The organism is Lysinibacillus sp. FSL M8-0216, assembly GCF_038595555.1.
GTDB classification, from domain to species: domain Bacteria; phylum Bacillota; class Bacilli; order Bacillales_A; family Planococcaceae; genus Lysinibacillus; species Lysinibacillus fusiformis.
Genome location: NZ_CP152007.1, coordinates 2,590,403 through 2,603,713, shown reverse-complemented (window position 1 = coordinate 2,603,713; position 13,311 = coordinate 2,590,403). Strand labels below are relative to the sequence as shown.

The following is a 13,311-nucleotide window of genomic DNA, read 5'->3' as shown; positions in this document are numbered from 1 at the left end:
GAACGCAAGATGCCAATTAATATTCCGAAAAATTTACCTGCTGGAGAACATTTACGTGAGGAAAAAATCTTCGTAATGGAAGAGGACCGTGCGAGAACACAGCAAATACGTCCATTAAATATATTAATCTTAAATTTGATGCCTGAAAAAGAAAAAACTGAGCTACAATTACTACGATTACTAGGAAATACACCATTACAGGTGAATATTACTTTTTTAAACACAGCTACTCATGAATCTAAAAATGTCAGTAAGTCTCATTTACAATTATTCTACACAACGTTTAACCAAATTCGTCATCGACGCTATGATGGTATGATCATTACGGGTGCGCCAGTAGAAAAAATGCCATTTGAAGAGGTTAACTATTGGCAGGAAATTGCTGAAATTATGGATTGGTCAAAAAAGAATGTGACATCCGTGCTACATATATGTTGGGGGGCACAGGCTGCTTTATATCATCATTATGGGATTGGAAAGGTCGAGCTTTCTGCTAAATGCTCCGGAGTTTATTCTCATGTGATTACTGATTTAACAGTAGATTTAGTACGAGGCTTTAGTGATTTATTTACAGCCCCTCATTCTCGCTATACATCTGTCTCGATTGACGAGGTTCGCAATCATCCAGACTTACGCTTATTATCCTATTCAGAGGATGCAGGTGTATTTATCGTGCAATCCAAAGATAATAAAAACATTATGATTACTGGTCATTTAGAATATGATGCGACAACATTAGCCGATGAATACAGTCGCGATGTTGCCAAGGGCATCCATATAGACGTTCCAGTAAACTACTTCCCAAATGATGATCCAGCAAAGGCACCGATGAATACATGGCGTGCCCATACGCATTTATTGTTCTCCAACTGGTTGAACTACTACGTATACCAAGAGACACCATATGAATGGGATTTTGTGGACGAAATTGAATATCATATTTAAATAACACTAAAAAGTCTAATTTCTTCGCTAAGCAGCTTGAAGGAATTAGACTTTGTTATTCTAGATTTTTCTTGTCAGAACTCGTTTTATCTGGTGGCGCCTGGTCGTCCTGTTTGGATGTAGCGTTGCCCGCTTCAGAATTGTCTTGAGTAGAGACTGGATTATCTGTTTTTTTCTGATTGGAAACTGTATTATCTGGTGTCGCCTGATTGTCTTGCTTGGAAGCCATAGTCGCAGGTTTAGCCTGATTAACTTGAGTGGTACCTGTATTAGTATCGTTCGCCTGATTATCCTGATTGGAATCTGTATTAACAGGTTTTGTCTGATTATCCTGATTGGAATCCGTATTAACAGGTTTTGTCTGATTATCCTGATTGGAATCCGTATTAACAGGTTTTGTCTGATTCTCCTGATTGGAATCTGTATCATCAGGTTTTGTCTGATTCTCCTGATTGGAATCTGTATTAACAGGTTTTGTCTGATTATCCTGATTGGAATCTGTATTAACAGGTTTTGTCTGATTCTCCTGATTGGAATCCGTATTAACAGGTTTCGTCTGATTATCCTGATGGGAATCCTTATTATCAGGTATCGCCTGATTCTCCTGATTGGAATTCATATTATCAGGTTTCGTCTTATTCTCCTGATGGGAATCCTTATTATCAGGTATCGCCTGATTCTCCTGATTGGAATTCATATTATCAGGTTTCGTCTGATTCTCCTGATTGAAATCCATATTATCAGGTTTCGTCTGATTGCCTTGATTAGAAACCGCATTACTCGCATCAGTCATTTGCCCCTGATTAGAATCCGCATGACCCATTTCAGTCGAATTACCTTGTGATTTTCGGTTACGAATAACAGCTACAATGAGTAGAAGTATGGGTAATAATATGGTGCAAACAAATGCATAAATTGGCCAAATCTCATCATTATAAATGTTGGAATGGACGATGTCTGGGTGAACAATTTGCGAAAGTCCGACCATAATAATACCCATTGGTAGGATAAGTGGACGGTGATCCTTCAATTTCATAATTTGTGCAATCCCGACAACAGTTGTATAGAAGTACATAAACGTTCGAATAAAAATGGATACGATCCACATAAAAGCCATGATAATTTCAATGCGCTGTAAAAAATTTCCGATAGAGATTCTTTGTGCTAGGGCATAGCTAGGGAAAGTTCGCGAAGCCGTGTTGGCTGGCCCTAATACTAAAATAGATAGAGTAATCAATGTTACTAGAACAAATCCACCGAGAAGCATGCCTATGTAAAATCCTTTCTTTGAGGATTGCTGGACATTGACACTAGCAGGGTAAATCATTAATAACATAACTAACGAAAAAGAAAAGACACTTACAAAGCGGATGATACTATATAAGATGGATGTTTTGGATGCTTCCATAATCGGTTGTATATTTTCAAACTTAATTTGTGGGGTGATACTGACAACAAAGAAAATAAAAATTAAGACAAACATAGGGAAAAGTATTTCTGCTGAACGAGCAAAGTTTTCTATCCCTAAATAGGTAGCATACATAATTATAATAATAAACAACAAGGCAAATGCCATAGTAGGCGTTTCTGGCATTACCTCTGTTTTCATAAAAGCACCAATAAAATACAGTAATTCTCCTCCCGCAAATAGGGTAAGAGAAAGGAAGCCCACCACTGTGATTTTTCCAAAAAAGCGACCGAGAAGTTTTTCATTTGCTTCAATAAAATTCAGTGTCGGTGTTTGGTCCCCTAACGTCACAAATAATTTCACAACAAGCAAACTAAGGACAACACCAATACTTGCAGCAATCCACGCATCTTGCTTACTAGAGCTTGCAATACTTGAAGGGATGATTAAGATGGCAGTACCGATAGAAAGGAGGAATGTGATAATTGTAAATTGTCTTGAACTAATTACTTCTTTTTCCATATAAGTGTCCTCCAATTCATGACGATGTGTCTACTATTTTGTGAGTGAAACGATAAAATCTTTAATTGGTGTAAAAATAAAGGTTATAAAATCTAGAGGACTCGGGATATTTATTTTGAGAGCAATGCCCATATTAAGCGCTGTTCCAATTAGTAATAGGATTGAAAAAACAAGAATGGTTTTGGTCTCTTGTTGCTTTTTGAGTTTCGGGATATATAGTATCGCAATAATGATTGAAATGATTAAGATGGCTATTGCTAGTACCAATCCACTATCCCTCCTTTGGCTTTTTTAATAATGAGTTTTGCATTGTGCCTAAACCTTGTGTTGTCACTTTTACATGAACATGGATTGGTAGATCAGGAAAGATATTTGGCCAATCGTTTTTGATTTTTTTCCATTGTTTAGCATCTGCACGATGTAGGGCATCACCATAGCCTAAAACATCCACTTGGTATTGCTGTTGAATTTTTTCTAATGTTTTTTCAATACGTTCATCGATGCCCTGTGCTGTTTTTTTATTGATATAATCCACCGTTTTATTTTTCGTTAGATTGATATCACATTCGACCTCTCCTACATTTTGTTCCACATTTATTTGGACATCAATTTGCGGTTTCCCATTCTTAAATGATCCCTTTACTTTTGTGGAGGATTTCGTAATCTCAGTTGAGAGTGTACCTTGCTTTGGACAGGTGACGATTTCAATCGTACTTTGTATTTTGTCACTGAGGAAACTAATACTTTTACTTTCTCCCTCTGAAAGTAAACCAATGTATTGATCTCCTTTAAAGATGGCCAATCCTGCATATTTTAACAACACAGGTGTTTTAACACGTTGGACGTTTGTTTGATCGGCCCCTAACCGTTTATCCCCATGAACTTCAATCGCAGAAATCAAAGCCCCATTGTCCTTTTCACTGAGCCTTGTGACCAATTCGTCTATATTAATAGCAATAGTAGAGCCCCAAACTTTTTCAGAAACTTTGAGGGAGTTTAAGATTTTATTAGCAGGAACTTTTTCGATAGGTGTGAGAACATTTAACACTTCCTTAGCTGTAGCCTCATAAGACATGATGACATCGAAATCCTTTCTAAACTCATGGTCTCGTGCAATTAAATCTAATGAATCACTGATTCCATCTTTAGCGAGATCTTCACCTAAAACGACTACCTGTAGATGGGCAAAATATGGCTTCCGTGCAGCAATGGTAGTCATTTTGCGGATGGCCTCAAAAATTGTTTCCCCTCTAGAATGATAGCTGACAACAGGGGAGCGCTGAGTGGAAGCTTGTCGCATGGAAACCTCACTAGGATCAACTATTTGAACGGTAATCTCATACTCATCATCTACTTTGTCTATACCAAGCGCTACAACAATGGCTAATTCATTTAATTCACGCTTACTCCAGCAACCACTTAACAGTAAAGTGAGGATGCATAGTAAGCAGATTACTTTTACTTTTGCCATATTTTATTCCTCATTTGTTCAGTAGTTTTATTTCCGACCTGTTCTTGGGACATATTTATGCCCTCTAACAACGTTTTTCTGATTGACTAAACGTGGACGTGTTAATAAACGTCTACGAGGAAGCAATAAAAATGCATCTTTTTGATCCTGTAAAATTAAAGGAGCAAACGGGCTTAAATACGGTACACCAAATGAACGAATGCTGCATAAATGAAGAATAATGATAATAATGCCAAACATAACTCCAAAAAGACCAAACATAGCAGCTAAGATCATTAATGGAAAGCGCAGTACACGAATCGTATTGGACAAACCATAAGCAGGGAATAAAAAACTACAAATGGCCGTTAATGCCACTATAATAACCATTACAGCCGAGACAACACCGGCATCTACCGCTGCCTGGCCAATTACCAGCGTACCTACGATGGACACAGCTGGACCGATTGTTCGCGGCATTCGAAGCCCTGCCTCTCGTAGTATCTCAAAGGCAAGCTCCATAATAAGTGCTTCCACTACGGCAGGGAAGGGCACGCCTTCTCGTTGTGAGGCGATACTAATTAGCATGGCCGTCGGTAGCATTTCTTGATGAAACGTCGTAATCGCAACATAGAGAGATGGTGCTACCAATGCCAAACTAATACCAAAGAAACGTAAAATACGAATGAGGGAACTAATCATCCAATGTTGATAGTAGTCTTCTGCTGATTGCAAAAAGGAAGTAAATAATGCAGGCACCACTAATACAAAGGGGGTACCATCTACTAGAATCGCCACTTTCCCATCTAATAATTCACCAGCAATAACATCTGGCCGTTCTGAGTTGTAAATGGTTGGAAACATGGTATTTTTAGAATCTTGAATAAAATCCTCAATATAGCCACTTTCTAAAATGCCATCGATATTAATGCGATCTAACCGCGCTAACACCTCCGCAACAATTTTGTCACTGGCGATACCATGTATATACATCACGGCGACATCTGTTTGTGTCACTTCACCGATGACTCGAGACTTAATCCAAAGATTTGGACTTTTTATTTTTCGTCGAATGAGCGCGGTATTCGTACGCAAAGTTTCAGTAAAGGACTCTCGAGGTCCTCTAATAACGGATTCGGTTGAGGGCTCTGTGACAGCTCTATCCTTTGCACTTTTCGTACTTGTTACAATGCCTTCAGCAAAGCCGTCTAATAAAATGACGGTTTCACCATTAAGGATGGCATAATACAATGATGTGAAATTTTCGATATTCATCACATCACCAACAGTTAAATAGGAACTTCGCACATATTGATTAATGGTAGTAATTTCAATTTCTTGTTCTTCCTCAATATTCGCCATTAATTTATCAATCACTGAATCCGAAATCATCGTTTTATCGGATAAGCCATCAATGGAAATAATGGCCAGTCGATGGGGTTCAGCTTCACCAATGGTAATTTCTCGTATAATGATGTCATTGCTATGACCGAGAGTGTTTTGAATGACTTTTATATTTTTGGCAAGGGAAGTGTTTAATAAATCGTCCGTTGTAAGGGATGGGGAGGGATCGATCTTGTTTGATATGGACATGGGTTTTCCTCCTCAAATGGATGTTCACTATATATAGAATGGACAACTTTGTGCGGAGATAAACGAAAAAAGGAATGAAATTCTAGCTACTATTTTTCAAATAAAAAAACAGTATTTCCTTTCAGAGACTGAAAGGAAAATACTGCTTTATGTACGATACTCGTATTGTAATTCATCTAAACTAGCATCCACGTCCACATGTAGATTGTGATCGTTAAAGAACCATAAATCTTTTTCATCGATGTAATAGGTTACGCCATCAATGACTGCTTCTGCTCCAATGCCGATGGGCTCTTCTCGCGTCATGCCTAGTGAAAAGCCTTCGTGAAAAGGACTTGAGCCACCATAGCGTGCATAAAAGCGAATAGTATCGCCAGGTTCTACTTCCATCTCTTGTTTGAACCATTGTAGGGCTTCATCTGTCAGTGCAATTTTCATAGCGAATGCTCCTCTCTTCTTACAGCCATTTTACCTTTGGCTCGGTGCCATTTTTAATACGTACAATATTGGCACGATGACGATAAATAATAAAGGTAAATAAAAAGGCTACCAAGATGCTTAATGCAAAGTCACCTGTAACAAAATAATAAACGATTGAATAGATAAGTGCTACTAAAGCGGCTATCATAGATGTTAAGCTGACGATTTTTGTGATTTTCAATGTCACAAGAAAGGCAATTAGGAGCAAGACAAACAATGGCCATGAATAGCCTAATAAAACACCTGCTGATGTGGCAACGGCTTTTCCACCACGGAAATTGGCGAAGATTGGAAACATATGACCAATCACTGCAACAAGACCTAGGATTAAGGAATGGATAGAACTGTCTGAGAATATTGGAAGTGCAGCTAGTAAGACAGCGGCAGTCCCTTTTAGAACATCCATCACAGTCACAACAATACCAGCTTTTTTTCCTAATGTTCGGAACGTATTGGTTGCTCCAAGATTACCGCTTCCATGTTCTCGGATATCGGTATTATAAAAAATTTTACCTATCCATAGCCCTGAAGGTATAGAGCCGATTAGATAAGCACATAAAATAATAAGTCCATTGATCATAGTTGGACTCCTTTCATTCATAGTCCATCACTTGGTACTAATAGTTTGTAACAAGTATTTTACACTTTTTCTTGCTAATCTACAATGTTATGAAGGAGATTTCGTAAGGAGTCTTGAATTCAATACAAAAGAAACTAAAGTAAGTTAGAGATAGGCTTTTAGGCATGATTGATGAAAGAACGAAAAAATTCTTTATTAAAATATAGGCAAAAAGGCAATTTTGTCATTCGTTCATTCCTTTGGTAGAATAGAAGTCTAACTTTATTCATTTACATGACATTGACGCATCAACTATATTGCAACTAAATAAGCTACGATGCGTCAGGTGTTTACGGATACTAGTGGTAGTCTGTCTTGCTTAAATTCCAATTTTAAGCAACTGTTGAAGATGTTTACTATTTAAAGTGTATATTAAAACTGTGAGCAATTTTTAAAAATTTAATGGGACCTGTCGCTAACTATTGACAGGAAATGCTATTATTATTAGGATGAGAACATAAATAGAACAAGTGTTTGTTTTTTGGAGGGGAATTTTTTTGACGAATAAACAGTCACCTAGCGTCTATAATGATGACGCTATACAAGTATTAGAAGGATTAGAAGCGGTGCGCAAACGACCAGGCATGTATATCGGTTCCACAGATGGCCGTGGACTTCATCACCTTGTGTATGAAATCGTTGATAATGCGGTGGATGAAGCATTGGCTGGCTTTGGATCTCATATTATTGTCAAGATTCACAAAGACCAGAGTATTAGCGTACGCGACTTTGGCCGTGGAATGCCAACTGGTATGCATAAGATGGGTAAACCTACTCCTGAAATTATTTTTACTGTCCTTCATGCAGGTGGTAAGTTTGGACAAGGCGGTTATAAAACGAGTGGCGGCTTGCACGGTGTAGGTTCTTCTGTCGTGAATGCGCTATCCACATTTTTAGAAGTAACCATCCATCGTGATGGTAAAAAATATCGCCAGCGCTTCGAGCATGGTGGACATCCAGTGACAACACTTGAAGAAATTGGTCAAACGAAGCAGACAGGTACGCTTGTTCATTTCCTACCTGATGAAACGATTTTCTCTGTTACAAAATATAATTATGATACGTTAGCAGAACGTTTAAGGGAGTCAGCTTTTTTATTAAAGGGCTTAAAAATTGAATTAATTGATGAGCGCGAGGAAGGCAAAAATGATATGTTCTTTTATGAGAACGGCATTGAAGCTTTCGTTGCGTATTTGAATGAAGAGAAAGATGTTCTTCATCCTGTGAAATATGTGGAAGGTATTCAAGATGATATTGAAGTAGAGTTCGCCTTCCAATATAACGATGGTTATTCTGAAACGATTTTGTCGTTTGTTAATAATGTACGGACACGAGATGGCGGTACCCATGAAACAGGTGCAAAAGCAGCTCTGACGCGTGTTTTTAATGAATACGCAAGAAAAATTGGTTTATTAAAGGATAAGGATAAAAACTTGGAAGGAACGGATATTCGAGAGGGCTTAGCAGCTATCGTATCTGTCCGTATTCCTGAGCACTTATTACAATTTGAAGGACAAACAAAGGGCAAGCTTGGTACAAGTGAGGCCCGTTCAGCAGTAGATAGTGTGGTGTCTGAGCAAATTTTGTATGTGCTAGAGGAAAATGCTGAATTGTCGGCATCTCTTGTGCGTAAAGCGATTCGTGCGCAGCAAGTACGTGAAGCGGCTCGCAAAGCTCGTGAGGATGCGCGAAATGGTAAGAAAAACAAAAAGGGTAGTACGATTCTGTCAGGGAAATTAACGCCTGCACAGTCACGTAATGCGGCGAGAAATGAATTATATTTAGTCGAAGGTGATTCAGCGGGTGGTTCTGCAAAACAAGGTCGCGATCGTACATTCCAGGCAATATTACCACTGCGCGGGAAAGTGATTAACACGGAAAAAGCCAAGCTTCAGGATATTATGAAAAACGAAGAAATTTCAACGATTATTCATGCGATTGGTGCAGGTGTTGGAACAGATTTTGCTGTTGAGGATTCAGCCTACAATAAAGTAGTCATTATGACCGATGCTGATACAGATGGCGCTCATATTCAAGTATTGCTATTAACGTTCTTCTACCGTTATATGCGTCCGCTCATCGAGGCTGGTAAAGTCTTTATTGCATTACCGCCACTTTATAAAGTTTCTAAAGGGACTGGCAAAAAAGAAGTGATTGAATATGCTTGGACAGAAAACGATTTACAAAAGGCCATTAAACAAGTTGGAAAGGGTTACATATTACAGCGCTATAAAGGTCTTGGTGAGATGAATGCAGACCAGCTATGGGATACAACAATGAACCCTGACACACGTACATTAATTCGTGTCACAATCGAGGATGGTGCACGTGCAGAGAGACGTGTCACGACGTTAATGGGCGATAAGGTAGAGCCACGTCGTAAATGGATCGAAGCCAATGTAGACTTCGGTATGGAGGATGATGCTAACATTTTAGAAAATGAATTCATCCAACAAGAGGAGGGCCAAGCATGAGTAGCACAGAAAAGTTTCAAGATTTACCTTTAGAAGAAGTAATGGGTGACCGTTTTGGTCGCTATAGTAAATATATTATTCAAGACCGCGCGTTGCCAGATGCACGTGACGGTCTTAAACCTGTACAGCGTCGAATTTTATATGCGATGTTTACAGAAGGTAATACACACGAAAAACCTTTCCGTAAATCGGCTAAAACAGTCGGTAATGTAATCGGTAATTACCATCCACACGGAGATAGCTCTGTCTATGAGGCAATGGTACGTATGAGTCAGGATTGGAAAGCTCGTCATATGCTCATTGAAATGCATGGGAATAACGGTTCAGTTGATGGAGATCCTCCAGCTGCCATGCGTTATACTGAGGCAAGACTATCTGCGATTGCGGGTGAAATGTTACGAGATATCGGGAAGAAAACGGTTGAATTCGTACCAAACTTCGATGATCAGGATATGGAGCCAACTGTTTTACCAGCACGTTTCCCTAATTTACTAGTAAACGGCTCTACAGGGATATCTGCGGGTTATGCAACTGATATTCCACCTCATGCACTAGATGAAGTGCTAGATGCTGTATTGATGCGCTTAGACAAGCCTACTGCAACAGTGGATGAATTGATGACGGTACTCAAAGGTCCAGATTTCCCAACAGGCGGTATTATTCAAGGTGTGGACGGCATTAAAAAGGCATATGAAACAGGGCGTGGTAAAATTATTGTCCGTGCGCAGGCTGTGGTGGAACCTATTAAGGGTGGCAAAGAGCAAATCGTTGTTACCGAATTACCATACGACGTGAATAAAGCGAATCTTGTAAAAAAAATTGATGAGCAGCGTGTAGATAAACGCCTTGAAGGGATTGCTGAAATTCGTGATGAATCTGACCGTACAGGGTTACGTGTCGTAATCGAGCTGAAAAAGGATGTTCCTGGACAAGGGATTTTACAGTACTTATTTAAAACAACAGATTTACAAGTAGCTTACAATTTTAATATGATTGCGATTCATAATCGTCGCCCAACGATGATGACATTACCATTATTATTGGACGCCTATATTACTCACCAAAAAGAAGTGGTCACAAATCGTTCTATATATGATTTACAAAAGGCAAAGGATCGTTCCCATATCGTAGATGGCTTAATTAAAGCATTGTCTATTTTAGATGAAGTCATTGCGACAATTCGTTCTTCAAATGATAAGAAGGATGCCAAGCTCAATTTACAAGCAAAGTTCGATTTTACCGAGGTACAAGCAGAGGCGATTGTGAGCCTGCAATTATATCGTTTAACGAATACCGATATTACAGAGCTCCGCCAAGAACAGGATGATTTAAATAAATTGATTGCCAAGCTAGAAGGAATTTTACAAAGCGAGGCCAAGCTTGTACGTGTCATTAAACAGGAATTACTAGATATTAAAAAACGCTTCACAGAGCCGCGTCGCTCGAGAATTGAACAAGAAATTGAAGAAATTAAAATTACATTAGATGTCCTTGTTCCAAGCGAAGAGGTTGTGGTGACTGTCACGAAAGATGGCTATATTAAACGTACTTCTACACGATCCCATGCCGCTTCCAATGGTCAAGATTTTGCGATGAAGGATTCCGATTACTTATTGTATGAAGCAAACTTAAATACGCAGCATCATCTATTGTTATTTACAAATAGAGGGAATTATATTTATCAGCCAGTTCACGAATTGCCTGATATTCGTTGGAAGGACCTTGGTCAGCATATTTCTAGTATTGTGCCAACAAGTGAAGATGAATCAATTATTGCAGTCTATGGCTTTGAAACATTTGAACAACCAAATACGTATATTTTAACTGCTACGAAAGATGGACAAATTAAACGTTCACCGCTCGCAGATTATGCAGTGACGCGTTACTCGAAGCCGATTAAAACAATGAATGTTAAAGCGGGCGATGCAATGATTTATGCATCGTTTATGACGGATGATGTGGAATTGCTCTTAACAACTGATACGGCGTATGCTATTCGATTCCCTATTGAGGAATTACCAGTTACTGGTGTGAAAACAGGCGGCGTTAAAGGGATTACGTTAAAAGATGGAGAAGCTTTAGTAGGGGTCAATGTTTTACAGCCAGATGAAACACAATATGTCGTTATTGTGACACAACGAGGGGCTGTCAAGAAAATGAATGTCGCAGAGGTAGAAATAGCAGGTCGTGCCAAACGTGGTCTTAAAGTCCTGACAGAATTAAAAGCAAATCCTCACCGAATTGTCGCTGTGATTCAAGCGACAAACGATGAGCAGGTTGTGATTGAAACTGAAAAAGGCGTCCAAGAGTTTATTGATGTTCAAGCATTGACACGTGCTGATCGTCATTCTAATGGTTCATTTAAAGTGGATATTGCAACAGATGGAGCCATTTCCCATGTCTTAACGGCCAAAAAAGAACAAAAACCAAGCTAAAATCATGCCCAGTCTCTATATTGTAGAGCTGGGCTATTTGTTGGAGTGGAACAACTATCCAAAAATAGCATCTTGTCATTTTGGATCAACTATGGGTATAATAATCATCGAAAAGTTCATAGCGAAAGAATGTAGGGGGGCTAGTTATGGCTAGCTGAGATTGTGTCCGATAGACACTGACCCTTTGAACCTGATTTGGCTCGTACCAGCGTAGGGAACATCTATTCAAAAAAGCAAAAGTTTTGGAGATTGATTGCAATACGTCTGGGAGGAATCCTAGGCGTTTTTTTGTTTTTCAATCAATATCTTACCAACCGTATATTACGCTTTCTTCTGGTGACAACATTCATTCTTGAACGCTTTCATATTACAAACTGGGAGGACCTAGCATGAAAAAATGGTTATTTATTTTAATAGCGGCACTATTGACGTTAGTAGGCTGTAGCGACAAGGAGGACAAGCAAGCTGCTGATACAAAGAAAAAGGTGTCAGTGGTTCTCGATTGGACACCGAATACGAATCATACAGGATTGTATGTTGCGAAAAAGCTTGGTTATTTTGAAGAACAGGGCTTAGATGTTGATATTATTATGCCAGGAGAGGCAGGAGCCGATCAGCTCGTAGCTTCCGGTAAGGCAGAATTTGGCGTGAGCTATCAGGAGGGCATTACACAGGCTCGTGTTCAGGATGTGCCACTTGTCTCAATAGCAGCCATCATCCAGCATAATACATCTGGATTTGCTTCTGTAGAATCAAAGGGTATTACATCTCCAAAGGACTTTGAAGGAAAAACTTATGGTGGCTGGGGGGCGCCACTCGAACAAGCAGTATTACAATCATTAATGCAAAAAGAAAACGCTGATATTAATAAATTAGAGATTGTCAATGCAGGAGATTTAGATTTCTTCACAATGATGAAAAAAGACATCGACTTTGCTTGGATTTATTATGCTTGGACAGGAATTGAGGCAGAGCTTCGTGGGGAAAAGATTAATATGCTGTATTTAACGGACTACAGTGATCAGTTAGATTACTATACACCTGTTTTAGCAACTAATGAAAAAATGCTTCAAAACAATCCAGACATCGTCAAAGCTTTTGTTGCGGCTGCATCGAAGGGCTATGAATATGCAATCGAGCATCCGAATGAAGCTGCCGATATTTTACTAGAAGAAGCCCCAGACTTAGATAAGGAATTAGTGCATAAAAGCCAAGAGTGGTTGGCTGATAAGTATCAGGATGACGCTAAACAATGGGGTGAGCAAAAGCTTTCTGTATGGGAAAACTATGCTAAATGGATGTCGAGCAACAAAGTATTAGAGGGCGAATTTGATGCTAAACAAGCGTTTACGAATGAGTTCTTACCGAAAAAGGAGGCCAAATAA

General features: G+C 39.1%; 10 protein-coding genes and 1 riboswitch. Of the genes, 4 read left to right on the top strand and 6 right to left on the bottom strand.

From position 1 onward, the window contains the following. Positions 1 to 9: 9 nt before the first annotated feature. A complete protein-coding gene (metA, locus tag MKX57_RS12700) occupies positions 10 to 945 on the top strand; it encodes a homoserine O-succinyltransferase (protein ID WP_036227305.1) in 936 nt (311 codons plus the stop codon). 55 nt (positions 946 to 1,000) lie between these two features. Here metA and MKX57_RS12695 read toward each other — a convergent pair whose 3' ends face one another. The 6 genes from MKX57_RS12695 to plsY form a co-directional block, all read right to left on the bottom strand. Further along, positions 1,001 to 2,875 (bottom strand): endospore germination permease, encoded by a 1,875-nt coding sequence (locus MKX57_RS12695; RefSeq protein WP_342550329.1) that lies wholly within the window; start codon positions 2,873 to 2,875, stop codon positions 1,001 to 1,003. A gap of 33 nt (positions 2,876 to 2,908) precedes the next feature. After that, positions 2,909 to 3,142: a hypothetical protein gene (locus MKX57_RS12690; RefSeq protein WP_008178745.1), complete on the bottom strand. Its 234-nt coding sequence runs from the start codon at positions 3,140 to 3,142 to the stop codon at positions 2,909 to 2,911. Between the two features lie 4 nt (positions 3,143 to 3,146). Further along, a complete protein-coding gene (locus tag MKX57_RS12685) occupies positions 3,147 to 4,346 on the bottom strand; it encodes a Ger(x)C family spore germination protein (RefSeq protein ID WP_089987195.1) in 1,200 nt (399 codons plus the stop codon). 27 nt (positions 4,347 to 4,373) lie between these two features. Further along, positions 4,374 to 5,918, bottom strand: a complete 1,545-nt coding sequence (locus MKX57_RS12680; RefSeq protein WP_008178750.1) for a spore germination protein — start codon at positions 5,916 to 5,918, stop codon at positions 4,374 to 4,376. A gap of 147 nt (positions 5,919 to 6,065) precedes the next feature. After that, complete coding sequence (locus MKX57_RS12675) at positions 6,066 to 6,356, bottom strand: HesB/YadR/YfhF family protein (RefSeq protein ID WP_008178751.1); 291 nt, start codon at positions 6,354 to 6,356, stop codon at positions 6,066 to 6,068. A gap of 19 nt (positions 6,357 to 6,375) precedes the next feature. Then, positions 6,376 to 6,978: a glycerol-3-phosphate 1-O-acyltransferase PlsY gene (gene plsY / locus MKX57_RS12670; RefSeq protein WP_008178753.1), complete on the bottom strand. Its 603-nt coding sequence runs from the start codon at positions 6,976 to 6,978 to the stop codon at positions 6,376 to 6,378. 536 nt (positions 6,979 to 7,514) lie between these two features. On the opposite strand from plsY, the gene parE reads away from it, so the two are divergent. The 3 genes from parE to MKX57_RS12655 all read left to right on the top strand — a co-directional run bounded on the left by parE (position 7,515) and on the right by MKX57_RS12655 (position 13,311). Next, on the top strand, positions 7,515 to 9,491 hold the full coding sequence (gene parE, locus MKX57_RS12665; RefSeq protein WP_008178755.1) for a DNA topoisomerase IV subunit B: 1,977 nt from the start codon (positions 7,515 to 7,517) through the stop codon (positions 9,489 to 9,491). Continuing rightward, entirely contained in the window at positions 9,488 to 11,926 is a 2,439-nt protein-coding gene (gene parC / locus MKX57_RS12660) for a DNA topoisomerase IV subunit A (protein WP_089987193.1), read from the top strand. Before parE ends, parC begins: the two co-directional genes overlap by 4 nt. Before the next feature lie 123 nt (positions 11,927 to 12,049). Further along, positions 12,050 to 12,160, top strand: a riboswitch (TPP riboswitch). Between the two features lie 155 nt (positions 12,161 to 12,315). Then, a complete protein-coding gene (locus MKX57_RS12655) occupies positions 12,316 to 13,311 on the top strand; it encodes an ABC transporter substrate-binding protein (protein ID WP_089987192.1) in 996 nt (331 codons plus the stop codon).

What these genes read in the sequence shown, in the direction of transcription:
- metA (WP_036227305.1), top strand. Translation starts at nt 10, where the DNA reads ATGCCAATTAATATTCCGAAAAATTTACCTGCTGGAGAACATTTACGT.
- parC (WP_089987193.1), top strand. Translation starts at nt 9,488, where the DNA reads ATGAGTAGCACAGAAAAGTTTCAAGATTTACCTTTAGAAGAAGTAATG.
- plsY (WP_008178753.1), bottom strand. Translation starts at nt 6,978, where the DNA reads ATGATCAATGGACTTATTATTTTATGTGCTTATCTAATCGGCTCTATA.
- MKX57_RS12685 (WP_089987195.1), bottom strand. Translation starts at nt 4,346, where the DNA reads ATGGCAAAAGTAAAAGTAATCTGCTTACTATGCATCCTCACTTTACTG.
- MKX57_RS12655 (WP_089987192.1), top strand. Translation starts at nt 12,316, where the DNA reads ATGAAAAAATGGTTATTTATTTTAATAGCGGCACTATTGACGTTAGTA.
- MKX57_RS12695 (WP_342550329.1), bottom strand. Translation starts at nt 2,875, where the DNA reads ATGGAAAAAGAAGTAATTAGTTCAAGACAATTTACAATTATCACATTC.
- MKX57_RS12675 (WP_008178751.1), bottom strand. Translation starts at nt 6,356, where the DNA reads ATGAAAATTGCACTGACAGATGAAGCCCTACAATGGTTCAAACAAGAG.
- MKX57_RS12680 (WP_008178750.1), bottom strand. Translation starts at nt 5,918, where the DNA reads ATGTCCATATCAAACAAGATCGATCCCTCCCCATCCCTTACAACGGAC.